The following is a 24,151-nucleotide window of genomic DNA, read 5'->3' on the forward strand; positions in this document are numbered from 1 at the left end:
CTCAGTTCGGCCGCCCCGCCCCACTAGGGTCCGGGCACAGAGACATCGAGAACGTCGAACGCTCGCGCACGACCTCGCCATTCATGGTCTTTCCCACCGTCTGAGTGAAGAAAGCGAGAGCCATGCCCGACCTCTCGGCATCAGGGATCAACGGTCCGTACATGCTGATCCACGAAGTCACCGGCACGTACCTGGAGACGGACAACTACCACGACGGCCTCGGCCAGGGCATCCAGACCTGGAACCTCGACCCGCTGCTGACCAACAAGGGCCAGCTCGGGCACCTTTGGTACATCGAGCCCGTCGGGGACGGCGCCCACCTGATCAAGAGCTTCGAGAACAGCCGGTGTCTGGCGGCGTCGGCCGCCCGGGCCGGGGCCCTCCCCGTTCTGGAGACCCCCGACAAGGGCATCCGGCAGAAGTGGGAGTTCCGCAAGGTGCTGGACTTCCCCGGCCACGAGGACAGCTACGCGATCGTCTCCAAGGCGTACGAGGACTACGCGCTGGGGCTGCTGGGGCACTCCGCCCTGAACAACGTGTACATCGTGCCGACCCGCATGTACGACGCGCCGCCCTCCCTCTCGCAGGTCTGGAAGATCATCGACCCGCCCGCAGGCTCCGGCGCCTGACCGGCGCCGACGCGTAGAGCCCGTCCCTCGGTGACGTTCCCGACGGGACGGGCTCGGCGGCTTCGGAGGACGGCGAGCACGAACGCCCTCCGGAGCCGCCGAGCCGCAGACGCCCGATGCCGCCGGTCCGTTCCCGTCCCGCCGCGCATCGGGTTTCCTTATGCAAAACGTTCTCTTCGACTACCGCCGCTTTCCTTCTTCCACCGTCCCGGCCGGGCTCCCCGACGGACCACGGTCGGGGCGAGACGTGCGAACATGCCTTCGCACGCCAGCACGCCAGCACGCCAGCACGCCGCAGGCCCACTGCTTTCCTGCCCCCCCACGATGACGCCTCTTGCTTCACCGTCTCCGACTGCCCCACGATGACGCCTCTCGCTTCACCGCCCCCGCCCCCACGAGGACGCCCCTCGCACCCCTGAGAACGGAATCGCATGCCCACCTGGACCACCCGCCCCGAATGCCCCGAGGACATCGCCGCCATCCGCGGCATCACCCTCGCCGCCTTCCCCACCGCCGAGGAAGCCCGCATCGTCGACGCCCTGCGCGCCGACCCCCAAGCGTGGATCGACGGCCTGTCCATGGTCAGCGCGGCCCCGGACGGCACCGCGGTCGGGTACGCCCTGCTCACCCGCTGCCACGTCGACGACGAGCCCGCGCTCGCCCTGGCGCCGTGCGCGGTACTGCCCTCGGCCCAGCGCACCGGCGCCGGCTCCGCCGCCATCCGCGCCGCCCTGGACGCCGCCCGGGCCAGGGACGAGAACCTCGTCCTCGTCCTCGGACACGCCGACTACTACCCGCGGTTCGGCTTCACCCCGGCCTCCCGCTTCGGCATCCGGGCGCCCTTCGAGGTGCCTGACGAGGCCATGATGGCCATGTCCTTGGACCCCGGCCGCCCTGTCCCCGCCGGCACCATCCGGTACCCGGCCGCGTTCGGCGTCTGAGCCCTCCTGAACGGAAGGGCCCGTATCCCGTATATGGGTAGTGCGGATGATCTCGGGCTGAGTAAGGTGAGCCACCGGATACCGGGCACCTGTTCGCACGCTGCCCTCGATCGGGACTCCGCGCTTGACCGCCGGCGCTTGCCGGGCACGAAGACATCTCCGTGGCGGGGACGGTGCGCGCCGTAGGACGCCGACTCGTTCCTTGGCAGGCCGCGGGACGATTCGCGGCGCCGGGACCGGTGACGCGCGCGCCACCGACGCCGCGGAGGCCAGAAAGTGAGCAGACAGATGCAACCGACGTTCGTACTGGTCCACGGAGCTTTCGCGAACTCCTTCTCCTTCGCACCCCTTCAGGCCGAACTCGGCCTCCTCGGGCACCGTTCGGTTGCCGTCGACCTGCCCGGTCACGGATTCGGGGCGACCTACCCGCGCGCCTATCAAGCGCCGCAGGACCTCGAAGGGCTCGCCACCGCGCCCGGCTCCATCAAGGGCGTGACGCTCGCCGACAACGCCGCCCACCTGATAGGCGTCCTGGAACGGGCCAAGCGGAACGGCCCCGTGATCCTCGTCTCGCACAGTCGCGGCGGCGCCACGGCCACCGCCGCGGCCAACGCGCGGCCGGACCTGATCGACCGCATCGTCTACGTCGCGTCCTGGTGCCCGGTCGATCTCGACGTCAACGACTACTACGCCGAGCCGGAGATGGCCACGGTCGACGCCGCCGCGTTCGCTCAGGCAGTGGCCGGGGACCCGGCCGAACTCGGACTGCTCCGCACCAACTTCCGCACCGCGAACCCGGACGTCCTCGCGGCGCTCAAGGCGGCCTTCCTCGCCGACGGCACCGACGAGGAGTTCCTGACCTTCCTCAACACCTTCCAGCCCGACGAAAACCTGGACGCCGGCACGTCCGCCGACCGGGCGCAGGCCGCGACCTGGGGCCGCGTCCCGAAGACCTACGTCCGCCTGGCCGACGACGCGAGCATGCCCCTGGCCCTTCAGGACCGGCTGATCCGTGAGGGCAACGCGTTGACGCCGGACAACCCGTACGACGTCCGTACTCTTGCGAGCAGCCACCTGAAGTGGCTGGTCGACCCGGCGCCGGCGGCCCGGCTCCTGGGCGAACTCGCCGCGCTCGTGGACTCGCCTGCCGGGTCGTGAGCGGAGCCGGCGGGGGCGTGGGCAGCCTCGCGGGGGCGTGAGCGGAGGTGGCGGGGGAGCGGGCAACCTCGCGGGAATGCGTCCGCGCTCCTTCTGTGCCGTGCCCGCCGGTATGAGGAGTGCCTCCGCGCTCCTTACTGGGCCGTGCCGGCCAGCAGCCACCGGTCGACCGGGACCTCGAAGAGCACCCGCCCCGACGCCGGCCGGAGCGGAACCCGCACGTCCCAGTCGTACTTCGCCATGAAGGCGGCCACCACGTCGGACGGGAAGGGGCGCCGGGAGTCGGTGCCGGTGCCGGTGCCGGCGCCCGTCCTGGAGTTGGAGGCGGAGGCGGACGAGGACGAGGCTCCGTCATCCGTGGGCGCGTGCCACACCCGGGCGCGTCCCTCGGCCACGACCGGGGCCTCGCCCCCTTCCAGGGCCAGCGAGACCCGCGGGTCGTTCCCGACGTTGCGGGCCTTCACGGATCCGCCGTCCGTGCCGATCCACCAGGTGCCGCGTACGAAGACGAACCAGACGGGTGTGACGTGCGGGGAGCCGTCCGGCCGCAATGTGCACAGCCAGACGTTCCGCTCGGTGGCCAGACGTTGCCGGACGGCGGCGCTGAGATTCGTCGGCGGGCGGTGGCCCTGGTGCTCTTGGCGGTGAAGATCATCCATCGGGCCATTCCACCAAAGGGACCGGGTGGCGGGGTGACCGGGTATCCGGGCGGCCTGTTTCCGGACGGCTTGTTTCCGGTCGTCCGTCCCCGGCCATCTGCCGTCGGTCCTCGGCCCGTCCCCGGCCATCTGCCGTCGGTCCTCCGTCCGGCCGCCTGACCACCGGTCGTCCGTCCGGCTGCGCGCTCGCGCCCCGAGCCCGCCATGCACACTGGACGTATGTGCCGCAGCATCAAGACTCTCCGACCGCCGGCCACCCCCGAGGTGACCGAGGACGACATCCGGGCGGCGGCTCTCCAGTACGTCCGCAAGATTTCCGGGTTCCGCGCGCCGGCCGCGCACAACCGGGAGGTGTTCGAGCAGGCCGTGGACGCGGTGGCGGCTGCGACGCAGGACCTGCTCGCCGGGCTCCAGGTACGCGGGCAGAGCGGCGGCCGGGTCGGCCATCCGTAGCGTTCCCTGGGACGGCGTAGGGCCGGGTGGCTTGCGTGAGCTGCCTGCTGCCCTGCGGGGTGGGCCCACTCGCGGCCCGCCGTCGCCCCGGTGACCGGCCACGGGCCGCTGCCCACCGGCGTCGGCGAACAGCCCGTCCACAGTGGTCGGTGGAACGACAGTGGTAGTCGGTCGAACCACAGCGGTCAGTCGGATCGCGGCGAGTGTTTCGACCGCTGAATAAAGGTTTGACAACACCGAATGGTTCGACCGCGGCGAAAAGTGCAGCCGCGGCGAAAAGCTCGCCCACGGCGAACGGCTCGACCACCGGAAACTCGGGCCCCCACCGGTCCAGGCCCCCACCGTCCCCGCCCGTCACCCGCCGCCCTCCACACAACCCACCGGCGACGCCCGGTCACCGCGGCGAACGTTCTCGGCCGAAAGCGCCCCGCGCCGGTGCGCGACATACCACCGGCGTCACACTTTTCTCACCGGCATCTTTTCGTCCGGTTGCCTGACTGGCGTGCAGATGCTGCCACACGCACCACCACGAAAAAGGGACCATTCCCCTCCTCCTTGACGGAATACCCCCTTTTTCTCGACGGAATGACCTTCTCCTGTTTGCCCGGATGGCCACCCGGGCCTCTCCTGCCACTTCACCGCACGGATCCGGCCACCCGTGGCAGACCCTTGTGGCGCTTGTTCACGCCGGAATACGATCCCGATCGTTTCGTTTCCGCCACACTTCGCGCACGTTTTCGCCACATTGGTGAGGTGCTCTGTGGAACGGCCAGTGTCAACCGCACGACCGTCCCACCACCGGGCGGCATCACGTGACTTCCGGCTCCTGTGGTGGGCCAACGCCGCCGACGGGGTCGGCAGCCAGGCCTCGGGCGCCGTGCTTCCGCTGCTTCTCCTCGGGCTGGGCCACTCGCCGCAGGTCGTCGGCCTGATCGCCGGTGTCTCCACCGCCCTCGGCCTCGTCCTCGGCCCACTCGTCGCCGTTCCCGCCGACCGGGGTGCGCGCAAGCGCGTGATGCTCTGGTCCGCGGCCGTCTCCGCGCTCGCCATGGGCGGCGTGACCCTCGCCCTGGCCACCGGCAGGCCCCCTCTGGGGCTGATCCTCGCCGCCGTCCTGGCCGAGCGGTTCGCGACCGCCTGCTTCGAGGCGGCGGCGCGCGGGACGATCGCGCTGGTCTGCCCGGGCCCCGAGCAGCCCCGGGCGATCGCCCGGCTCACCGCCGCCGACCAGGGCGCGCTGATCGTCGGCCCGGCCCTCGGCGGCCTGCTCTACCAGGTCGCGCGGGTGCTGCCGTTCCTCGCCGACGCGCTCTCCTACGTCGTCACCGCGCTGTGCGTACGGGCCATGCGCGCCGACCTCACCGCGACGGCGCCCCGGGAGCGCGGCGAGGGGCTGTGGCGGGAGGGCGCGGCCGGGTTGCGGCTGGTGCGTTCCTCGCCGCTGCTGCGTCTGGTCCTGGTGTGGAGCGCCACCGTCAACGTCGTCGTGGTGGCGCTCTACTACGGGGCCGTCTTCACCCTCCAGCGCGGCGGCCATGGCGGCGCCGTGCTCGGTGTGGTGCTAGCCGCCTCGGGCGCCGCGGGGCTGGCGGGGGCGCTCGCCGCGCCGCGGGTGACGAGGCGATTCGGCGCCTCCCGCGTCGTGACCGGTGTGACCTGGCTGCTCGTCCCGCTCGCCGCCGCGCTCGCCACCGCCACGGGGGCGTGGGCGTACGGGCTGCTGTTCAGCCTGGTGTGCCTGCTGATGCCGCTCGCCTCCGTGGTGCTCCAGGCCCGGGCCCTCCAGGCCACCGCCCCCGCGCTGCAGGCCCGTACCGGCGCGGTCCTGGCCACCGCGGTCACGGGGGCCGCCGCCCTGGCCCCCGTCCTCGCCGGCGCCCTCGCCGACCGGGTCTCCACCGCCGCGCCCGCGCTCGCCTGCGGCGCGGCGCTGACCGTCCTCGCGCTCCACACCTCCCGCCGCCCGGTGCGCGGCGCCCTGACGGCGGGGGCAACGGCATGACCGGCGGCTACCAGGTGTACCGGGCCGCCCTGCCGGAGGTGTGTGCCGCCGATCCGGCGAAGACGGTCTTCACCGCCGACGCCGAGGGCCGGTGCGAGGTGTTCACCTGGGACGCCACCACCCGCCGCGCCCGTCAGGTCACCCGGCGCCCCCGGGGCACGCTGCACGGCGCGATCGACCAGGACGCGTACGTCTGGTGGTTCGACGAGGACGAGAACGGGTCGGGGCACTGGCGGTTCCAGCCCTTCACCGGTGGCCCCGACCGGCCCGGACTGACGAACGTCCCGCCCGGTTTCCCCCGGGGCCTCGCGGTGAGCGACCGCGCCACCGTCGCCGTCGCCCTCGGGGACGGCCGCGCCACCACCGTCCACGTGGGCCCGCGCGGCGGCGCGGCCCGCACGGTGGCCCGCATCGACGGCCACGCCACGCTCACCGGCATCACGCCCGGCGGCCGACTGCTCGCCCTCGCCGTCCCCGGCGCCGTCACCGTCCTCACCGACGAGGGCGCCGTACGAGCCGTGCTCCCCGGCGGCGACACCGGCCGACTGTGGTCCCTGGGCTTCGCCCCCACCGGAGACGCGACGGACGGACGCCCGACCGAGGTCCGCCTCACCGAGGCCCACGCGACCGAGGCCCACCCCACCGAGGCCCGCCCCGCCGATGTCCGCCCCGCCGAGGTTCGCCCCACCGAGGCCCACCCCACCAAGCCCCACCCCGCCGACGGCCCGGAACTCCTCCTCGTCCGCGAACGCGACGACCACTACCTCCTGGCGACCTGGCGCCCCACCACCGGCCTGACCTCCCACGACTGGTGCGCCTTCGACACCGAGATCACCGCCCGCTGGGACGCGGACGGCCGCTCCGTCCTCGTCCGCCAGGACCGCCACGGCCGCTCCACCCTGCACCGCGCCGACCTCACCGCGCGCACTCTCATCCCCGTCCCCACCCCACCGGGCACCCTCCTGGACGCCGCCACCCGGCCCGGAGGCGACCTCCACTACCTCTGGACGGCGACAGGCCACCCGCCCCGGCTGCGTTCCACCCACGGCACCCCGCTGCCCGTCCTGCCCACCGTCGCCGACCGGATCCCGGGCACCCACCGGGACATATGGACACCCGGCCCCGACGGCCCCGTCCACACCCTGCTCAGCCTCCCCGACGCACCACGCGACGCGCTCCCCGACGCACTGCTCGACGCACCGGGTGACGCGCTTCCCGAAGGCCCGCCCCACGCACCGCGCGCCCCGGCCCCGGCCGTGTTCCTGGTACACGGTGGTCCCGCCGACCACGACCGCGACGCCTACGACGGCGTCGTCCACTCCCTCGTCGCCTCCGGCTTCGCCGTCGTCCGCGTCAACTACCGCGGCTCCACCGGATACGGCCCGCGCTGGCGGCGTGCCTTCGGCCGGGGTGTGGGCCTCACCCAGGTCGAGGACCTGGCGTCCGTCCGGGCCGACCTCGTCGCCCGCGGGCTGATCCGCGCGGACGCCGTGGGGCTGTGGGGCACCTCCTGGGGCGGCTACCTCACCCTGCTCGCCCTCGGCACCCGCCCCGGCCTGTGGCAGGCGGGGGTCGCGGTCAAGCCGGTCGCCGACTGCGTGGCCGCCCACCGCACCACCACCCCCGCGCTGCGCGCCCTGGACGAGCGGCTGTTCGGCGGCACGCCCGACGAGGTCCCCGAGCGGTACGCGCGCAGCTCCCCGATTCACTACGCCGCCGCCGTCCGCGCCCCGCTGCTGGTGGCCGCCGCCACCCACGACGCCAAGTGCCCTCCGGGTCAGGTCCGCGATTACCTCGCCGCGCTGCGCGCCGCCGGAGTGCGGCACGAGTCGCTGTGGCTGGACTCCGGCCACGACGGCTACGACGGCGGCGACCACGTCACCGTGCTGCGCCGGGCCGTGGTCTTCCTCGACCGGGAACTGCGCGGCCCGGCCCGCCGCCCCCAGACGCCCCGCCCCGCCCGGAGCGGGGAGCACCGCACCACCGAGCACATGGAGAGGAGAAGGTCACATGCAGAAGGACGTCATTCACAACGACCCGCTCGCGGGTGACGAGGAGAATCGCAAGCCGAGCGTCGGCATCACCGTCACCGTCCCGTTCCGCAACGCCGAGGACACGGACGAGGACTGATCACCGCCGGCCGGCCCGGTGGTGCGCCACCGGGCCGGCCGGTCCCCATCCCCGAGGAGCCGACATGCGTGTCCTGCTGGTCAACATGCCCTGGTCGCCCATCGACCTCCCGTCCCTCGCGCTGGGAATCCTCAAACGGAGCGTGGACGAACGCGTGCCCGGCGCCACGGCCGAAGTCCTGCACGCCAACCTCGAATTCACCGACTGGATCACCGCGCGCACCGAGTTCACCGGCGACGACTACGAGTACTACGCCCTGTCGTCCTACTTCATGGGCTGCGGCGACTGGGTGTTCTCCTCCGCCCTCTACGACGATCCGCACTGGCGCGAGGAGGAGTTCACCGCGGTGATGCGCGGCAAGCTCAAGAAGTCACGCATGGCCATGACGCGGGCGCTGCACCGGGTGGTCCCGGAGTACGTCGACGAGATCGCGCGGCGGATCGTCGCGTCCGCGCCCGACGTCGTCGGGTTCACCTCCACCTTCCAGCAGAACACCGCCGCGCTCGCCGCCGCCCGCCGGGTCAAGCAGCTCGCCCCGCACCTCGTCACCGTCATGGGCGGAGCCAACTGCGACGGGGCCCAGGGCGCCGCCGTGCACCGCAACTTTCCCTTCGTCGACCACGTCGTACGAGGGGAGGGCGAGGCGGCCTTCCCCCAGCTCCTCACCGCGCTCACCGAGGGCTCCGACCTGGCCGAGGTGCCCGGCCTGTGCCACCGAGGCTCCGACGGGGAGAGCGTCGCCAACCCCATGGCCACCCGCCCGCTGCCGCCCGCCGCGATCCTGCCGCCCGACTACAGCGGCTACTTCGAGCGCCTGGCCGCCTCCGTCGCCCGCAACTGGGTCGAGCCCAAGCTCGTCGTCGAGGGCGCCCGCGGCTGCTGGTGGGGCGAGAAGCACCACTGCACCTTCTGCGGGCTCAACGGCTCGTTCATGGAGTTCCGCTCGAAAAGCCCGGACACCTTCTACAACGAGATCGTCGAACTGGCCCGCCGCCACCGGGTCCTGGACATGTACGTCGTCGACAACATCCTCGACATGGGCTATCTGACGACCGTCCTGCCCCGGATCATCGACAGTGAGTACGACCTGCGGCTGCACATCGAGATCAAGGCCAACATGCGCCGCCCCCAGCTCCGCACCCTCGCCGAAGCCGGAATGATCTACGTCCAGCCCGGCATCGAATCGCTCAACCACCGGGTCCTGGACCTGATGGACAAGGGCGTCAGCGGCTGCCAGAACGTCCGGATGCTCCGCGACGGAGCGGAGACCGGCCTGTCCGTCGCCTGGAACTACCTCCACGGCTTCCCCGGCGAGACCGAACGGGACTACGAACCGGTGATCGCCCAGATACCGGCCCTGGAACACCTCGACCCGCCGGTCGACCTCTCCGCCCGGATTGCCATCGAACGCTTCAGCCCCTACTTCGAACGCCCCGAACTCGGCTTCACCGGACTGCGGCCCGAGGAGCACTACCGCTTCACCTACGACCTGCCGGAAGAGGAGCTGTACGACCTCGCGTACGTCTTCGAGGCACCGGCACGGGGCATCGGCGAGCAGACCGTCACCGCCCTGAACGACGCCCTGGCCGCCTGGAAGAAACATCACGCCGACGCCCGGCTCACCCACACCGACCTCGGCGACCGGATCGTCCTCGTCTCCCGGCGCCGCGCCTTCGACTGGCGGACGAGGCAACTCACCGACCCCTTCGAACTGGCCGTCTTCCGCCTCCTCGACCAGCCGCACACCGTCTCCGCCCTCACACGCAAGGCCACAACCAAGACGCCCGGCGCCGCCCCCGACGAGGCCGGCACGCAACGGCTCCTCGACTCCTGGACCGCCCTCGGACTCGTCTTCACCGACGGCGGGAGCTACGTCCACATCGCCCCGGCCGCCGTCAACGAGGACCTGCTGCGGCTGGACTTCATGCGCCACCGGTACGCGGCGGAGGCCGCTCCTGCCGAGCCCATCCCGGCCGGGCACGCGCCTGCCGAGCCCGTCCACGCCGAGCCTGCGCCTGCCGAGCCCGCCCCCACCGAGCCCGTCCACGCGTGACCGCGCCCTGAGGAGGAGTACGCCCCATGAGCACCGCTTCGGGCACAGTCCCGAACCCGTCCGGCACCTCGGTCTCGCCCGGCGCTTCGGGCTCGTCCGCCGCGCCGGGCCCTTCCGCCACGCCGGGCCCGTCGGCCGTTCTGGGCTCGTCCACTGCCGTGGCTCTGGCCCCCGTCCTCGCCTGGCGCGACTACGACCCCGCCGCCTGCGAGCTGCCCGGCATGTTCCTGGGCGAACTCGCCCTGCCCGGCCCGCTGGAGGACGAGAGCGAACGGCTCTGGCAGCTCGGCGCCCGGCGCGTCCGGCTGCCCCGGACCATCGACCTCGCGGACGCCGCGCACCCCGCGCGGGCCGCCGAGGCGGTGGCCGCGCTGAGCCTGGTGCGGGACCTGACCGCGCGTGCCGTCCTCGTCGAGTGGGACCTGCGCCTCGACCCGGCGGCGGCCGACGTCTGGCAGACCCTCACCCACCTCCAGCCACCCCGGCGGATCGAGGGCCCGGCCGGCTCGGACGAGGCCCTGCACACCTGGCGGCGGGGCCACTACCTGTGCAAGTGCCTGTGGCGCAAGGGTCCCGGCTTCGTCCAGATCCGGGACCGCCGCTGGGGGGAGCTGCGCCGCTTCACGGCCGACGAACCACACTACGAGCACACCATCGAACGCCTGGCGTACGGGGCACCGGCGGACTCCGTGCCCGCCGCCGTCCTGGACGACTTCCGCGGCGAGCAACTCGTCCTCGACGTCGGTCCGCTCGCCTGGTGGCTGCCGTACCGGATCAGCCGCTGGCTCCAGGAGTCGATGACCATCTGACGCCGCGCCACGACTACCCGGCTCGCTGCTCCCGGCGACAGGCCGCGCCCGCCGCAGCCGAACGGTCACCGTGTGAGAAGTCGGCCGGGTCCTACCCAGGCGCGGGACGGGGGCGAGCGCGTCAGGCGACGACGCCTTCGTCCGCGTACTCAGCCGACGTGAAGCACCCGGAAGCGATCACCTTCCGCCGGGTCCCGATCAACGACCTGGACGGGCGCCCACACCCATTGCCACACGTTGATGCCCGGCGCGCGGGAGAACCGGATTTCCCCACGGGTGCCTTCGACCGCGACACGCGACCAGGATTCGGCGATCCGGGCCCGGTCCACGCCCTGCGCACGCAGCACGTCGGCGAGGACGGTGACCGTGTCGTAGCCCTCGAAGGCCACGAAGGAGGGCGCTTCGGTCAGCCGCTCGCGGAGGGCCGTCCCGACTCGTGCGCCGAGTGGGGTGAGGCGCTCGGGCAGATAGCGCAAGAACGGGATCGCCGCGCCGTCCTCGCCCAGCGACGACGCCCATTCGGCGAACTCCGGTTGCCCGGCCGGAGCCCCGACCACGAGCTCGGCGAGGCGCCGGTCGCGGCGGACCGCCTTGACGAGCGGCACCGCCGGCTCCGGGTGGCCGACCAGAAGGAGGAGGGCCGTCGCGCCGCTGCCGGCGAGTTCGTCGCACACGGCCGTGGGGGTGAGCGCGCGCATGTCGAGTTCGATGATGGAGCCGCCGTGCGGGGCGAGGCGGTCCCGCAGGATGCGGGTGCCTGCCGCCCAGTAGGCACTCGGCTGGGTGGCCACGGCGATGCGGCGGTGGCCCGCGCCGAGCAGGAAGTCCGCGTAGATCCGCCAGCCGTGCGACTGCGCCGGGGCCAGGCGCGCGACCCACTCCGTCGGCTGTTCGGTGAGCGCGTCGAGCACCGCTGACGAGCACAGGAACGGCAGGCCGAGGGCGTCGGCCCGGGCGGCGGCGGCACGGGCGACGACGCTGTGGTACTCCCCGGCCAGGGCCGCCACGCCCAGGCGGGCCAGTTCGTCCACGGCCGCCGCGGCCCTGTCCGGGTCGGCCGCGGTGTCGCGGGCCAGCAGTTCAAGCGGCCTGCCGCCGATCCCGCCGGTGTCATTGACGTCGCGAACGGCCAGTTCGAGACCGGCGAGCAGGTGCCGGCCCGCCTCGGCCCAGCCGGGCCGCGTCAGCGGAACGAGAGCGCCGATCCGGACGGGCGACCCGTCGGTCTCGTTCCTAACAGGTGGCGTCGGCGGCGTCTTCATGCGTCGGTGTCTCCTCTATGGCCGGTCGGTCGCGATGGGCCCGGACCGTGGAGTGGCGAGCCCGGCGGCGCGCGTCCGTCTCTCTCGTCTCAACAGCAGTGGGTCGCATCCGGGGGACCATCCCGGACATTGATCCACCACTTTCGCCGACAGGCAACCCGTTGTCCGCACTCTGATCTGCGGTGACGTGGTGCCGGGCGGGCGCCCGCCCGGCCCGTCAGGCGCGGAGGTGGACGGTGACGGTGACGGCCGTGCCGCCGGTGAGGGCCGCCCCGAACAGGGCGACGGGCGCGACCGCGACGAGATGGCCGGTCAGAACCAGCAGGAGCAGGGCTGCGGAAGTGAGCAGGCCGGAAACCGCCGCGATCCAGCGCGCGGCGCGGACAAAGGGGGAGGGGGCGTGCGAGTACTGAGGCCCTGGATCGGCGGGCATGCGGGCGCTCCTTCGAATCGTGTGACAAGTCGTACGTACCGGCAGCGTGCGGCGTATTCGACGATCCAACGGAAACTCCGGTGCACCAAGCGGTTGGATGTTGTCCGGGCGACAATGCGGGGTTGTTCGGGAAAACGGTGGGGGACATGGGTGCGAAGCGGGCCGGGCGGCCGTGGTCTCCGGCACGGGGCGGCTGTGCGGAGATCAACCATGTGGTGGAGGTGGTGCGGTCATGGCTCGACGAGTCGTTGGTGACCGTCGCCGAACTGCACCGGCGGCTGACCGCGGAGCACTTCCGCGACGGCGCCGTGCCGACCCTCCGCAAGTTGCGGGACCAGCTCAGCGGCGAGGCGCTGGCCTGGGAGCTGGTCGAGGCGGTCGCCGACGTGTGCTTTCCGCACGAGTCGGCGCTCCAGGCGCGGGAGCGACTGGCACCGGTGCGTGGTGTGTGGCAGGTCGCGCGCACGGCACCGTCCGGGACCGCCGACGCGCTGCCGAGCGCGGCCCGCGAACTGCTGCGGGCCAAGGAACAGACCATCGCCGCCTACCAGGAGATCGACCGCCTGCGGCAGGCGTTGCAGGCCAGCGAGCACGGCCGGCTGCAGGCGCTGCAGGCGGCCACCCTGGTCTTCGCCATGCTGGGGCAGGCCGAGGCGCAAGTGGCCTCGTTGCAGCGGCAGGTGGATGCCCTGCGGGAGTCCCCGGCGCTGGCCCCGGCCCAGGCGGCGGCCGTCGATCAGCGGCTGCGGCGCGCCGTGGCGCAGGAGCAGGAGCTGCGTCGCGAACTGGCCCGCGCCGAACGGGACCGGGGCACGGCACAGCAGGTGGCCGATCACGCGGCCCGCCGCATCCAGGCGCTGGAGGCCGAAATCGCCCGGCTGAGGACCGAGGCCCCGGGGGATCAGCCCCAGCCGCTGACCAGTCGTGCGGCGGACTTGCCGCAAGTGCGGCAGACGACCGAAACCACCGAGGACGCGACCTTGGACGACGTGGACCGCACCCTGGACGAGGTGCGGTCCGTCCTGAACCGCGAGCACGAGGCCGTCCAGGCGGCTGCGGAGGAAGTCGGCTGGCGTCCCGTGGATTCCGGCCCGCGCCATGGACCGGCCGTGGTACCTGGGCAGGTCGTGGCCACAGCGCCCGGAGGGCTCCCCGAGGAAGTGCCGGGATTGTCGGGAACAACCGGGAACAACCCCTCGTCCGCAGGTCACAGCGGTGCTGGTGTCCCCGCGCGCCTCGCCGACGTGGCCGATGCCCAGCGCACGCGGTACATCGGCGCGGCCACCCGTCGGATCGCCCGCGGCGTCGACCTGGACGAGATCGTGCTCGGCCTGTGCCGGGCCACCGTTCCCACGTTCGCCGACGCGATCCTCGTCTACCTGCGGCACCCGTTGCCGGCCGGTGACGAACGGCCCAGGGGGCCGGTCCGCTTGCGGCTGTGGCGCACCGAAGGCGTCGACGCGGAGAAGCCCGGCGGCCGACCAACCGGTGCGGTCCTCTTTCCCGAGCTTGGGCACGCGTCGACCCCGCTGGTGGAAGTACGCCGGGTCGGGCCGCTGGCCAAGGTGCTGCGCGGAGGATGCCCGCTTCTGAATCAGGCGCCCGCGGTGGAGGCGGCGCTGTGTGAACTGCTGGGGCCCGACATCCCCATGCCCGGCGGCCACCGGGTGATCCTGGCCCCCTTGCGTGGTCGCCACCAGGTGCTCGGCGTCGTGGCTTTCCTGCGTTCCCGGATTCGGCCCGCCTTCGCCGTGGACGACCTGCTGGTGGCGGCGCAGCTGGCCACGCACACCGCGCTGGGCGTCGACAAAGCGGTGCTCTACGGCCGCGAGGGAGTCATCGCCGACGCGCTCCAGCGCACGATGCTGCCCGCTTCCCTGCCGCAGCCTGCCGGGGTGCGGCTGGCCAGCCGCTACCTGCCGGCCACGGACAGGGCCCGGATGGGGGGTGACTGGTACGACGCGGTCCCGCTGCCCGGCAGCCGGGTCGCGCTGGTCGTCGGGGACGTCATGGGTCATTTCATGACGTCCGCCGCCATCATGGGGCAGTTGCGCACCACGGCTCAGATGCTCGCGGGGCTGGACCTGCCGCCGCAGGAGGTGCTGCACCAGCTGGACTTGCAGGCTCAGCGGCTGGGTGCGGACCGGATCGCGACGTGCCTGTACGCGGTCTACGACCCGGTCGCGCACCGCATCGTCGTCGCCAACGCCGGGCATCCGCCGCCGGTGATGCTGCACCGCGGCGGGCGCGCGGAGGTGCTGCGGGTGCCGCCGGGCGCGCCGATCGGCGTGGGCGGCGTGGACTTCGAGGCCGTCGAACTGGACGCGCCCGCGGGCGCCACGCTCGTGCTCTACACGGACGGCCTGGTGGAGTCCCGCGTGCGGGACGTGTGGACCGGCATCGAGCAGCTCCGCGAGCGGCTGACCCGGACGGCGCGGGAGGCCGGTGGGAATCCCCCGCCGCTGGAGCCGCTGTGCGACGACGTGCTGGACGTGCTCGGCACCGGAGACCACGAGGACGACATCGCGCTGCTGGCCGCCCGGTTCGACGGCATCACGTCGAGCGATGTCGCGTACTGGTGCCTCGACCCCGGCGCTCAGGCGGCCGGTCAGGCCCGGCGGCTGGCCCGCCGTGCGCTGGCCCGCTGGGGCCTGGAGGACCTCACCGATCAGCTCGAACTGCTCGTCAGCGAGGTCGTCACGAACGCCGTCCGGTATGCCGAGCGGCCGATCACGCTGCGGTTGTTGCGGACGGATGTGCTGCGGTGCGAAGTCGGCGACGACGTTCCGCAGCTTCCCCGGCTGCGGCAGGCGCGGCCCTCCGACGAGGGAGGACGCGGCCTCTACCTCGTCAATCGCCTCGCGTGGAGGTGGGGGGCGACGCGGGTGAACACGGGCAAGGTGGTCTGGTTCGAGTGCTTGCCTCCTGTGGGTCCCGGTCTCGACGCGCGGTGAGAGAAAGCGGTCCGTGCGGCCGACCCTGGGCGGATTGCCACGACGGCAAACCGTCCGCGCGGCCGTTCCGTGCGCCTCGCTCTCCGGCCGGTCTCGCGCCCAGGGGCCGGACCTGACGGGGCCGGCCGTCGCGCGCCAGGGTCCTTCGGCCCCCTCCGTTGGGGGGACGGGTGGCGGACGATGGCGGTACGGGCACCGGTCAACGTCTCCGGGGAGGCGGTCATGTCCCACGGCGCGAAGGACGCGAAGGCCGCGGTGACAGGCGGCGCGAGGACCGGTGGGACGGTGCCGGACGGGCGGATGCCCCCCGGGGCGGACCCGGCGGACCCGGCGAGCCCGGCGGACCCTGTGCCGCCCGGCCCGGCCGAGTCCGATGTGGTGATGTCCGCCTCCGAAGGGCTCACCGCCCTGGTCGGCGCGTTGGTGGCCGACGGCCGTACCGTGATCGGGCCGACCGTTCGGGACGGTGCGATCGTGCTCGGCGAGGTCGGGTCGGCGGACGAGTTGCCGCACGGGTGGGGCGTGGAGTTGGCGGCCGGGCGGTATCGGCTGGTGCGGCGGGCGGACGCGATGGTGTTCGCGCACAGCGCGGGGCCGCAGTCGTGGAAGGCGTACCTGCATCCGCAGCGCGAGCGCCTGTGGACGGTGCGGCGGGACGGCGAGGGCGCGCTGCGGTTCGAGGAGGAGCGGGCCGAGCCGCCGTCGTACGCGTTCCTGGGGGTGCGGCCGTGTGACCTGCGGGCCATCGCGGTGCAGGACCGGGTGCTGGGCGGCGGCCCGCACGGCGCCACGGCCTACCGGCGCCGCCGGGAGGGGACGTTCGTCGTGGCGGTGGAGTGCACGGAGCCGGGTGCCACCTGCTTCTGTGTGTCGATGGGCACCGGCCCCGGCGTCAAGGACGCGGGTTACGACCTCGCCCTGACCGAGGTGCTGGATGAGCGGGGGCACCGCTTCCTCGTGCGGGCGGGCAGCGCTGCGGGCGCACGGGTGCTGGCCCGGCTGCCGGTGCGGCCCGCCGATCCGGGGACCCGGGACGCCGCGCGCGAGGGGGTCGCCGGCGCGGCGCGGCGGATGGGCCGGGCGATGCCGGAGGTGGACCTGCGGGACCTGATGGCCCGCTCACTGGACGCCGACCGTTGGAACGATGTCGCCGCGCGCTGTCTGACCTGCGGAAACTGCACGATGGTCTGCCCGACCTGCTTCTGTACGACCACGGAAGAGGTCACCGATCTGACAGGGGACCACGCCGAACGGTGGCAGCGCTGGGACTCGTGCTTCGACCTGGACTTCAGCCATCTGCACGGCGGACCGGTGCGGGCGAGCGCGCGCAGCCGGTACCGGCAGTGGCTCACGCACAAGCTCGGCACCTGGCACGACCAGTTCGGGGAGTCGGGGTGTGTGGGATGCGGGCGGTGCGTCGTGTGGTGCCCGGTCGGCATCGACATCACCGAGGAGGCGGCGGCCTTGGACGCGCAGACGCGGCCCGACGAGGGCGCGGAGGGTGGCTCACACAACGGTGAGGAGATGATCCCGTGAAAGAGAGGACGGGGCTGAGGACTCTCGGCGGGCGGTTGGGCGTGCTGAGCTCCGGCGCCTACGACCGGCTGATGGGACTCGCCCGCGAGGTGCGGTTCGAGGCCGGTGACCGGCTGTTCGAGGAACGCCGGGCGGCGGACCGGTTCTGGATCGTCCGTACCGGCAGCGTCGCTCTGGACCTGCACGTGCCCGGTCGCCGCGCCGCGGTGATCGAGACGCTGGGGCCGGAGGACCTGGTGGGCTGGTCGTGGATGTTCCCGCCGCGCGCCTGGCACATGGGCGCGGAGGCGACGAGCCCGGTGCGGGCCTGGGAGTTCGACGCCGAGGCCGTGCGGCGGCTGTGCCAGGAGGACCCGGCGTTCGGGTACGCCGTCACCCTGGCGGTGGCCGAGGTGATCGGGCACCGGCTGGAGTGCGCCCGCACGCGGTTGCTGGACCTGTACGGGCCGTACGGCAGCGGGCTGCCGCGATGACCGCGGCCCCGGTCGCGGGGACGGCCGCGCGGCCGGCCGCCGTCGTGCCCGCGGTGCCGGTGCCCTACCGGGTCGTCCGGCGCCATCAGGAGACGGCGGACACCGCGACGTTGGAGATCCACCCGGTCGCCCGGCGTCTGCCGGTCTTCCGTCCGGGGCAGTTCGCGATGCTGTACGCGTTCGGGGTGGGGGACATTCCGGTCTCCGTCGCCGGGATCGGCGCGGACGGCGGGCTCACCCACACGATCCGGGCCGTGGGCGCGGTCTCCGGTGCGCTGTACGGGTTGCGGCCCGGTGACGTGCTCGGCGCCCGGGGGCCGTTCGGCACCGGCTGGGAGCCGGAGGCGGCGCACGGCCGGGAGGTCCTGGTGGTGGCGGGCGGCATCGGACTGGCCCCGCTGCGACCGCTGATCCTGCACGTGCTGGCCCGGCCGGACCGCTACGCCGGGCTGCGGGTGGTGATCGGCGCGCGAACGCCGGACGACCTGCTGTACGGGCCGGAGGTCCGGCAGTGGTCCCGTGCCGCCGAGGTGGCCGTCACCGTGGACCGGGCGGCGCCCGGCTGGGCCGGGCACGTCGGCGTCGTCACCCGCCTGCTGGGGCGCGTCACCTGGGCGCCCGGCCGCACCACCGCCTTCGTCTGCGGGCCCGAGCCGATGATCCACGCCACCGCCCGCGACCTGCTGGCGGCCGGCGTTCCACCGGACCGTGTGCGGGTCTCGCTGGAGCGCAACATGCGCTGCGCCACCGGCCACTGCGGTCACTGCCAGCTCGGCCCGCTGCTGCTGTGCCGGGACGGGCCGGTGACCGGCTGGGACCGGGCCGCGCCCCCGCTGACGGTGAAGGAGCTGTGAGATGGACGTGCGGACGGGTCGCGGGACGCGCGCTCGTACGGAGGATGCTTCGGCCACCCGGCCACCCACCCTCGCCGTCTTCAAACTGGCCTCCTGCGACGGCTGCCAGCTCACCCTGCTCGACTGCGAGGACGAACTGCTCGCCCTGGCCGGGCGGGTGGAGATCGCGCACTTCCTGGAGGCGTCCGGCGCGGTCCGCCCCGGCCCCTACGACCTCGCGCTCGTCGAGGGATCCGTCACCACGCCGGACGACGCCCGGCGGATCAGGGAGATCCGGGCCGCCTCCCGGCACCTGGTGACCATCGGGGCGTGCGCGACGGCGGGCGGCATCCAGGCGCTGCGGAACTTCGCGGACGTGGCGGAGTTCCGGGCCACCGTCTACGCCCGCCCCGAGTACGTCGCCACGCTCGCCACCTCCACACCCGTGTCCGCGCACGTTCCCGTCGACTTCGAGCTGCGCGGCTGCCCCATCGACCGCGGGCAGCTCCTGGAAGTGATCACCGCGTTCCTGGCGGGCCGCAAGCCGGACGTGCCGGACCACAGCGTGTGCTTCGCCTGCAAGCGGCGCGGCACGGTGTGCGTCACGGTGGCGCACGGCACGCCCTGCCTGGGGCCGGTCACGCACGCCGGGTGCGGGGCGATCTGCCCGGCGTACGGGCGCGGCTGCTACGGGTGCTTCGGCCCGGCCGGGACGGTCAACCTGCCCGCGCTGATCCCCGTTCTGCGCCGGGACGGTATGAGCGAGGACGACGTGCGGCGCGCGCTGCGCACCTACAACGCCGCCGCGTTCGCCGAGGTGGAGGGGGCGCCGTCATGACGCACCGGGGTTCGCGCGTGCTGCACGTGGGGGCGCTCTCCCGGGTGGAGGGCGAGGGCGCGCTCCACCTGACCGTCCACGAGGGCATCGTCACCGGCACCGAGCTGCGCATCTACGAGCCGCCGCGGTTCTTCGAGGCGTTCCTGCGCGGCCGGGCCTACACCGAGCCGCCCGACATCACCGCCCGGGTGTGCGGGATCTGCCCGGTCGCTTACCAGATGAGCGCCTGCCGGGCGATCGAGGACGCGTGCGGGGTCACGGTCGGCGGGCAACTGGCGGCGCTGCGGCGGCTGCTGTACTGCGGTGAGTGGATCGAGAGCCAGATCCTGCACATCCACCTGCTGCACGCCCCGGACTTCCTGGGCGCGGACGGCGCCGTGGAACTGGCCCGCACCCACCGCGCGGACGTCGAGCGGGGACTGCGGATCAAGCAGGCCGGCAACGCGATCCTCGAACTCCTCGGCGGGCGCGCCATCCACCCGGTCAATGTACGGCTCGGCGGATTCCACCGCGTGCCGACGGCGAAAGAGCTGGCGCCGCTCGCCGAGCGGCTGCGCCGGGCGCGCGACGACGCCTGGGAGACCGTGCGGTGGGTCGCCGGCTTCGACTTCCCGGACGCCGGGCTGGACCACGCGCTGCTCGCCCTGGCCGAACCGGGCCGGTACGCCATCGACGCCGGCACGCCCACCGTCATGGCCGCGCCGCACTCCCACGGGCGGCCCGCCGACTGCTCCGACCCGCTGCCGCTGCGGCAGTTCCCGGTGCACACCTTCCTCCACGAGGTCACCGAGCACCAGGTGCCGTACTCCACCGCCCTGCAGGCCACGCTCGGCGGGCAGCGGTACCTCACCGGCGCGCTCGCCCGCTACGCCATCGGCGGCCGGTGGCTCACCCCGGTGGCGCGGCAGGCGGCCCGCGAGGCGGGGCTGGGCGATCCGGTGGACGGCGCGGTGTGCCGCAACCCGTTCCGCAGCGTCGTGGTGCGCGCCGTCGAAGCCCTGTACGCGATCGACGAGGCCCTGCGCATCATCGACGCCTACGAACCGCCGCCCCGCCCGTACATGGAGGTGCCCGCGCGCCCCGGCACCGGCCACGGCGCGACCGAGGCGCCGCGCGGACTGCTCTACCACCGCTACCACCTGGCCGCCGACGGCACGGTGAGTGACGCCGTACTCGTCCCGCCCACCGCCCAGAACCAGGGCGCCATCGAGGAGGACCTGCGGCGCCTGGTGCAGGCCCGGCTCGACGACCGCGCCGCGCGGGTGACGGACGCGGAGCTGACCGCGCTGTGCGAACGCGGCATCCGCAACCACGACCCGTGCATCTCCTGCTCGGCCCACTTCCTGGACCTGACCGTCGACCGTTTGTGAAGGGACACGATCATGAGCGCAGCACAACCGGGCGCACGCGGCCCGCACACCGTCAGTGACGTGATGACGCACACCGTCGTGGCCGTCGGCCGCGACGCGCCGTTCAAGGAGATCGTCCAGACGATGGAGCAGTGGAAGGTCAGCGCGCTGCCCGTGCTGGAGGGCGAGGGCCGGGTGGTGGGCGTGGTCTCCGAGGCCGACCTGCTGCACAAGGAGGAGTTCCGGGACAGCGACCCGTCCAGGGGCGAGCAGCGGCAGCGGCTGGCCGACCTGGCGAAGGCCGGCGCGCTGACCGCGGGGGAGCTGATGTCGTCCCCGGCTGTGTGCGTGCACGCGGACGCGGCCTTGGCGCAGGCCGCCCGCATCATGGCCGTCCGCCACGTCAAGCGGCTGCCGGTGGTCGACGCGGAGGGGCTGCTGCAAGGGGTGGTCAGCCGCAGCGACCTGCTGAAGGTCTTCCTGCGGTCCGAGGAGGAACTGGCCGCCGAGGTCCACGGCGAGGTGGTGGACCGGCTGTTCCCCGGACAGGACGTCGCCGTCGCCGTGGACGAGGGCGTGGTCACGCTCACCGGGAAGGTCCGCGACGGTTCGCTGATCCCGGTCGCGGCCCGTCTGGTCCGCGCGGTGGAGGGCGTGGTGGACGTGCGCTGGGAGACGCCGCCGGACGCACCGCAGACGTGATGCGGTACCTGGACGAGTACCGAGACCCGGCGCTGGCGCGCACGCTGCTGGACGAGCTGCGCCGGGTCGCCACCCGCCCGTGGCGGATCATGGAGGTGTGCGGAGGGCAGACCCACACCCTCGTCCGGCAGGGCATCGACGAGGTGCTTCCCGCCGGCATCCGCATGATCCACGGCCCCGGCTGCCCGGTGTGCGTGACGCCGCTGGAGACCCTGGACCGGGCGATGGCCATCGCGGCCCGGCCCGAGGTGACGTTCACCAGCTTCGGCGACATGCTGCGCGTCCCCGGCTCGCACACCGACCTCCTCTCCTTACGGGCGCGCGGGGCGGACGTGCGCGTCGTCTACTCGCCCATGGAGGCGGTGCGCACCGCCGCCGCCGAGCCCGGCCGGCAGGTCGTCTTCCTGGCCGTCGGCTTCGAGACCACCGCGCCCGCCAACGCGATGGCCGTCCTGCACGCCGGCCGGCTGGGGCTGCGCAACTTCTCCGTGCTGGTCAGCCACGTCCTGGTGCCGCCCGCGATGACGGCGCTGCTTGAGGACCCGGCCTGCGAGGTGCAGGCATTCCTCGCGGCCGGGCACGTGTGCGCGGTGATGGGCTGGACGCAGTACGAGCCGATCGCCGCCCGCCACCACGTACCCGTGGTCGTCACCGGTTTCGAGCCGCTGGACCTGCTGGAGGGCGTCCTCATGGCCGTCACGCAGCTCGAAGAGGGGCGTGCGGAGGTGGAGAACCAGTACGCCCGCGCCGTGCGGCGCACCGGCAACACGCACGCCCAGCGCGTCGTCCGCCAGGTCTTCCAGGTCACCGACCGCACCTGGCGCGGCATCGGCCCGCTGCCGGTCAGCGGGCTCCGGCTCGCCGACGCGTACGCCGCCTACGACGCCGAGCGCCGGTTCGACGTGACCGGGCTGCGGCCGGCCGAACACCCCGAGTGCATCGCCGGCGCCATCCTCACCGGCGCCCGCGAACCCACCGACTGCACCGCCTACGGCACCCGCTGCACCCCGCGCACTCCGCTGGGCGCCCCGATGGTGTCGGCGGAGGGGACCTGCGCGGCCTACCACGCGGCCGGACGCGTCGCCGCGCCCGCCGCCGGTCCGTCCGCTTCCCCGTCCGCCTCCTCGTCCGCTTCCCCGCCCGTCTCTTCCTCGGGAGCGCGCCATGACGCCTGACTGCCCCCTGCCGCACCACGAGGACGAACGCGTACTGCTCGGCCACGGAGCGGGCGGGCGGCTCACCGCGGAACTGCTGGCCTCCCTCGTCCTGCCCGCCGCCGCGGTGCCGCCGGGCCCGCTGGAGGACGCGGCGCTGCTGCCCACCGCCCCGGAACTGGTCCTGAGCACCGACGGCTTCGTGGTGAGCCCGCTGTTCTTCCCCGGCGGCGACATCGGCTCGCTCGCCGTCCACGGCACCGTCAACGACCTCGCCATGCGCGGCGCCGAGCCGCTCGCGCTGGCGGTCGCCCTGATCGTGGAGGAGGGGCTGCCGCTGGCGGAGCTGCGGGCCGTCGTCGAGTCGCTGGGCAAGGCGGCGGCCGGGGCCGGGGCGGCGGTGATCACCGGGGACACCAAGGTCGTCGGGCGGGGCGCCGCCGACCGGCTGTTCGTCACCACCACCGGCGTCGGCCGCCGCCTCCCGGGCCTGTGCCCCTCGGCGGCGCGCGCCCGCCCGGGGGACGCGATCCTCCTGTCCGGCGCCCTCGGCCGGCACGGCGCCGCCGTGCTGAGCACCCGCGAAGGGCTCGGCTTCGAGACCGACCTGACCTCCGACTCCCGCCCCCTGCACCGGCTCGTCCGCGCCCTGGCGCCCCTCGGGGAGGCCGTCCACACGCTGCGGGACCCCACCCGGGGCGGGCTCGCCGCCACCCTCAACGAGATCGCCGAGGCCTCCGGCACCGGCGCGGAGATCGAGGAGAGCGTCCTGCCCGTCCCCGAACCGGTCGCCGCCGTCTGCGACCTGCTCGGGCTGGACCCCTTGCACGTCGCCAACGAAGGCTGCCTGGTCGCGTACGTACCGGAGCGGCACGCGGACGAGGCGCTCGCCGCGCTGCGCTCCGTTCCCGAGGGCGCGGAGGCGGTGCGCATCGGTGATGTCGTCGCGGAGCACCCCCGGCGGGTGGTGCTGCGCACCCGGATCGGCTCGCACCGGGTCGTGGACGTGCCCGTGGGGGAGCAACTTCCGCGCATCTGCTGAGCGTTGGGGGTGCAGGTAGGGGCGGGGTCAAGAGGCAGGGCATACGACCGTCGGCACAAGACACTGGGAGGGACCATGCGCGTACTCGTCGGATACACCGGCGAACACGGTTCCACGCGGGGCGTCGCCGAGCACGTCGCGGCCACGCTGGGCAAGGACGGCCACGAGGCGGAGGTGGTCCCGCTGGCGGTCCCCGGGGCGGGCGGGCCGGCCCCCGACCACGACGCGTTCGTGCTGGGCAGCGCCGTCCACAACGGCCGGTGGATGCCGGAGGCTGACGCGTTCCTGCGCCGGTACCGCGGTGAACTCGCCGGGCGGCCCCTGTGGTTGTTCAGCGTCGGGCTCGCCCGCGTCCTGGGCGGCTGGGTGGAACGGCGCGCCCCGGACCCCGAGCCGGTGCGGAGCCTGTGCGCGGCCCTGCACCCCGTGGATCACCATCTGTTCGCCGGGGCGTTCGAGCGCGAACACACCGGGCTGGTGGGGCATGTGGTCTTCCGGGCGATGGGCGGCCGGTACGGGGACCACCGGGACTGGGACGAGATCGGCGCCTGGGCCGACGGGATCGCCCGGCACCTCGCGACGATCAGCCGCTCGGCCGGAAGCCGAGTGCCTGGAAGCTGAGTGCGCGCAGGCCCCGGGGCCCGGCTCCCCACCTGTCGGGTCCCGGGGTCGAGCAGGTGCGGCGCGAACTCTGGGGCGACAACCCGCCGGCGAGCATGCAGACCACCCTGCAAACCTATG

General features: G+C 73.6%; 21 protein-coding genes. 18 read left to right on the top strand and 3 right to left on the bottom strand.

Translation table 11 applies throughout. The features are described 5' to 3' along the window. The first annotated feature begins 161 nt into the window (after window positions 1–161). From ABZX96_RS22690 to ABZX96_RS22700, 3 genes are all read left to right on the top strand, one after another. Complete coding sequence (locus ABZX96_RS22690) at window positions 162–629, top strand: hypothetical protein (RefSeq protein ID WP_355547197.1); 468 nt, start codon at window positions 162–164, stop codon at window positions 627–629. 431 nt (window positions 630–1,060) lie between these two features. Beyond that, window positions 1,061–1,570, top strand: coding sequence for an N-acetyltransferase (locus ABZX96_RS22695; protein WP_355547199.1), 510 nt, complete (start codon window positions 1,061–1,063; stop codon window positions 1,568–1,570). A gap of 288 nt (window positions 1,571–1,858) precedes the next feature. After that, the gene (locus ABZX96_RS22700; RefSeq protein WP_355547246.1) at window positions 1,859–2,728 is read left to right on the top strand and encodes an alpha/beta hydrolase; all 870 of its coding nucleotides are present in this window, start codon (window positions 1,859–1,861) and stop codon (window positions 2,726–2,728) included. A gap of 134 nt (window positions 2,729–2,862) precedes the next feature. Here the strand turns inward: ABZX96_RS22700 and ABZX96_RS22705 are convergent, their stop codons facing one another. Next, window positions 2,863–3,387, bottom strand: a complete 525-nt coding sequence (locus ABZX96_RS22705; protein WP_355547201.1) for a pyridoxamine 5'-phosphate oxidase family protein — start codon at window positions 3,385–3,387, stop codon at window positions 2,863–2,865. Between the two features lie 219 nt (window positions 3,388–3,606). Between ABZX96_RS22705 and ABZX96_RS22710 the strand changes: the two genes are divergently transcribed. From ABZX96_RS22710 to ABZX96_RS22730, 5 genes are all read left to right on the top strand, one after another. Continuing rightward, window positions 3,607–3,840, top strand: coding sequence for a DUF2277 domain-containing protein (locus ABZX96_RS22710; RefSeq protein WP_355547204.1), 234 nt, complete (start codon window positions 3,607–3,609; stop codon window positions 3,838–3,840). A 772-nt stretch (window positions 3,841–4,612) separates the two neighbouring features. Further along, window positions 4,613–5,842, top strand: coding sequence for an MFS transporter (locus tag ABZX96_RS22715; RefSeq protein ID WP_355547207.1), 1,230 nt, complete (start codon window positions 4,613–4,615; stop codon window positions 5,840–5,842). After that, a complete protein-coding gene (locus ABZX96_RS22720; RefSeq protein WP_355547210.1) occupies window positions 5,839–7,893 on the top strand; it encodes an alpha/beta fold hydrolase in 2,055 nt (684 codons plus the stop codon). Before ABZX96_RS22715 ends, ABZX96_RS22720 begins: the two co-directional genes overlap by 4 nt. 143 nt (window positions 7,894–8,036) lie before the next feature. Next, window positions 8,037–10,025, top strand: a complete 1,989-nt coding sequence (locus ABZX96_RS22725; RefSeq protein WP_355547213.1) for a RiPP maturation radical SAM C-methyltransferase — start codon at window positions 8,037–8,039, stop codon at window positions 10,023–10,025. Between the two features lie 221 nt (window positions 10,026–10,246). Continuing rightward, on the top strand, window positions 10,247–10,834 hold the full coding sequence (locus tag ABZX96_RS22730) for a DUF5825 family protein (protein WP_355547249.1): 588 nt from the start codon (window positions 10,247–10,249) through the stop codon (window positions 10,832–10,834). 149 nt (window positions 10,835–10,983) lie between these two features. Here the strand turns inward: ABZX96_RS22730 and ABZX96_RS22735 are convergent, their stop codons facing one another. Next, window positions 10,984–12,096, bottom strand: a complete 1,113-nt coding sequence (locus tag ABZX96_RS22735) for an ABC transporter substrate-binding protein (RefSeq protein ID WP_355547216.1) — start codon at window positions 12,094–12,096, stop codon at window positions 10,984–10,986. Window positions 12,097–12,313: 217 nt separating this feature from the next. Beyond that, a complete protein-coding gene (locus tag ABZX96_RS22740) occupies window positions 12,314–12,529 on the bottom strand; it encodes a hypothetical protein (protein WP_355547219.1) in 216 nt (71 codons plus the stop codon). Window positions 12,530–12,675: 146 nt separating this feature from the next. Here ABZX96_RS22740 and ABZX96_RS22745 point away from each other — a divergent pair, with 146 nt between their 5' ends. The 10 genes from ABZX96_RS22745 (at window position 12,676) to ABZX96_RS22790 (ending at window position 24,031) form a co-directional block, all read left to right on the top strand. Continuing rightward, window positions 12,676–15,483 carry a SpoIIE family protein phosphatase gene (locus ABZX96_RS22745; RefSeq protein WP_355547222.1) on the top strand — a complete coding sequence of 936 codons (2,808 nt, stop codon included), beginning with the start codon at window positions 12,676–12,678 and terminating at the stop codon, window positions 15,481–15,483. A 381-nt stretch (window positions 15,484–15,864) separates the two neighbouring features. After that, window positions 15,865–17,019: a 4Fe-4S dicluster domain-containing protein gene (locus ABZX96_RS22750; protein WP_355547252.1), complete on the top strand. Its 1,155-nt coding sequence runs from the start codon at window positions 15,865–15,867 to the stop codon at window positions 17,017–17,019. Window positions 17,020–17,090: 71 nt separating this feature from the next. After that, window positions 17,091–17,492: a cyclic nucleotide-binding domain-containing protein gene (locus ABZX96_RS22755; RefSeq protein WP_355547255.1), complete on the top strand. Its 402-nt coding sequence runs from the start codon at window positions 17,091–17,093 to the stop codon at window positions 17,490–17,492. A 44-nt stretch (window positions 17,493–17,536) separates the two neighbouring features. Next, complete coding sequence (locus ABZX96_RS22760; RefSeq protein WP_355547258.1) at window positions 17,537–18,346, top strand: FAD/NAD(P)-binding protein; 810 nt, start codon at window positions 17,537–17,539, stop codon at window positions 18,344–18,346. A gap of 1 nt (window position 18,347) precedes the next feature. Then, a complete protein-coding gene (locus ABZX96_RS22765) occupies window positions 18,348–19,163 on the top strand; it encodes an oxidoreductase (protein ID WP_355547225.1) in 816 nt (271 codons plus the stop codon). Further along, window positions 19,160–20,533 (top strand): nickel-dependent hydrogenase large subunit, encoded by a 1,374-nt coding sequence (locus ABZX96_RS22770; protein WP_355547228.1) that lies wholly within the window; start codon window positions 19,160–19,162, stop codon window positions 20,531–20,533. The genes ABZX96_RS22765 and ABZX96_RS22770 overlap by 4 nt, the downstream gene beginning before the upstream one ends. Before the next feature lie 12 nt (window positions 20,534–20,545). Then, window positions 20,546–21,214 (top strand): CBS domain-containing protein, encoded by a 669-nt coding sequence (locus tag ABZX96_RS22775; protein WP_355547231.1) that lies wholly within the window; start codon window positions 20,546–20,548, stop codon window positions 21,212–21,214. After that, on the top strand, window positions 21,214–22,389 hold the full coding sequence (gene hypD / locus ABZX96_RS22780; RefSeq protein ID WP_355547234.1) for a hydrogenase formation protein HypD: 1,176 nt from the start codon (window positions 21,214–21,216) through the stop codon (window positions 22,387–22,389). Before ABZX96_RS22775 ends, hypD begins: the two co-directional genes overlap by 1 nt. Continuing rightward, window positions 22,379–23,410, top strand: coding sequence for a hydrogenase expression/formation protein HypE (gene hypE, locus ABZX96_RS22785; protein ID WP_355547237.1), 1,032 nt, complete (start codon window positions 22,379–22,381; stop codon window positions 23,408–23,410). Before hypD ends, hypE begins: the two co-directional genes overlap by 11 nt. Before the next feature lie 75 nt (window positions 23,411–23,485). Continuing rightward, window positions 23,486–24,031 (top strand): flavodoxin domain-containing protein, encoded by a 546-nt coding sequence (locus ABZX96_RS22790; RefSeq protein WP_355547240.1) that lies wholly within the window; start codon window positions 23,486–23,488, stop codon window positions 24,029–24,031. The last annotated feature ends 120 nt before the right edge of the window (window positions 24,032–24,151 follow it).

This window comes from Streptomyces sp. NPDC003077 (genome assembly GCF_040611095.1).
In the GTDB taxonomy this organism is placed as follows: Bacteria; Actinomycetota; Actinomycetes; order Streptomycetales; family Streptomycetaceae; genus Streptomyces.

Coding starts and splice junctions, on each gene's coding strand:
- ABZX96_RS22695 (WP_355547199.1), top strand. CDS start 1,061: ATGCCCACCTGGACCACCCGCCCCGAATGCCCCGAGGACATCGCCGCC.
- hypD (WP_355547234.1), top strand. CDS start 21,214: ATGCGGTACCTGGACGAGTACCGAGACCCGGCGCTGGCGCGCACGCTG.
- ABZX96_RS22745 (WP_355547222.1), top strand. CDS start 12,676: ATGGGTGCGAAGCGGGCCGGGCGGCCGTGGTCTCCGGCACGGGGCGGC.
- ABZX96_RS22735 (WP_355547216.1), bottom strand. CDS start 12,096: ATGAAGACGCCGCCGACGCCACCTGTTAGGAACGAGACCGACGGGTCG.
- ABZX96_RS22740 (WP_355547219.1), bottom strand. CDS start 12,529: ATGCCCGCCGATCCAGGGCCTCAGTACTCGCACGCCCCCTCCCCCTTT.
- ABZX96_RS22755 (WP_355547255.1), top strand. CDS start 17,091: ATGGGACTCGCCCGCGAGGTGCGGTTCGAGGCCGGTGACCGGCTGTTC.
- ABZX96_RS22700 (WP_355547246.1), top strand. CDS start 1,859: ATGCAACCGACGTTCGTACTGGTCCACGGAGCTTTCGCGAACTCCTTC.
- ABZX96_RS22750 (WP_355547252.1), top strand. CDS start 15,865: ATGTCCGCCTCCGAAGGGCTCACCGCCCTGGTCGGCGCGTTGGTGGCC.
- ABZX96_RS22690 (WP_355547197.1), top strand. CDS start 162: ATGCTGATCCACGAAGTCACCGGCACGTACCTGGAGACGGACAACTAC.
- ABZX96_RS22720 (WP_355547210.1), top strand. CDS start 5,839: ATGACCGGCGGCTACCAGGTGTACCGGGCCGCCCTGCCGGAGGTGTGT.
- ABZX96_RS22710 (WP_355547204.1), top strand. CDS start 3,607: ATGTGCCGCAGCATCAAGACTCTCCGACCGCCGGCCACCCCCGAGGTG.
- ABZX96_RS22765 (WP_355547225.1), top strand. CDS start 18,348: ATGGACGTGCGGACGGGTCGCGGGACGCGCGCTCGTACGGAGGATGCT.
- ABZX96_RS22775 (WP_355547231.1), top strand. CDS start 20,546: ATGAGCGCAGCACAACCGGGCGCACGCGGCCCGCACACCGTCAGTGAC.
- ABZX96_RS22770 (WP_355547228.1), top strand. CDS start 19,160: ATGACGCACCGGGGTTCGCGCGTGCTGCACGTGGGGGCGCTCTCCCGG.
- ABZX96_RS22705 (WP_355547201.1), bottom strand. CDS start 3,387: ATGGATGATCTTCACCGCCAAGAGCACCAGGGCCACCGCCCGCCGACG.
- ABZX96_RS22730 (WP_355547249.1), top strand. CDS start 10,247: ATGTTCCTGGGCGAACTCGCCCTGCCCGGCCCGCTGGAGGACGAGAGC.
- ABZX96_RS22790 (WP_355547240.1), top strand. CDS start 23,486: ATGCGCGTACTCGTCGGATACACCGGCGAACACGGTTCCACGCGGGGC.
- ABZX96_RS22725 (WP_355547213.1), top strand. CDS start 8,037: ATGCGTGTCCTGCTGGTCAACATGCCCTGGTCGCCCATCGACCTCCCG.
- hypE (WP_355547237.1), top strand. CDS start 22,379: ATGACGCCTGACTGCCCCCTGCCGCACCACGAGGACGAACGCGTACTG.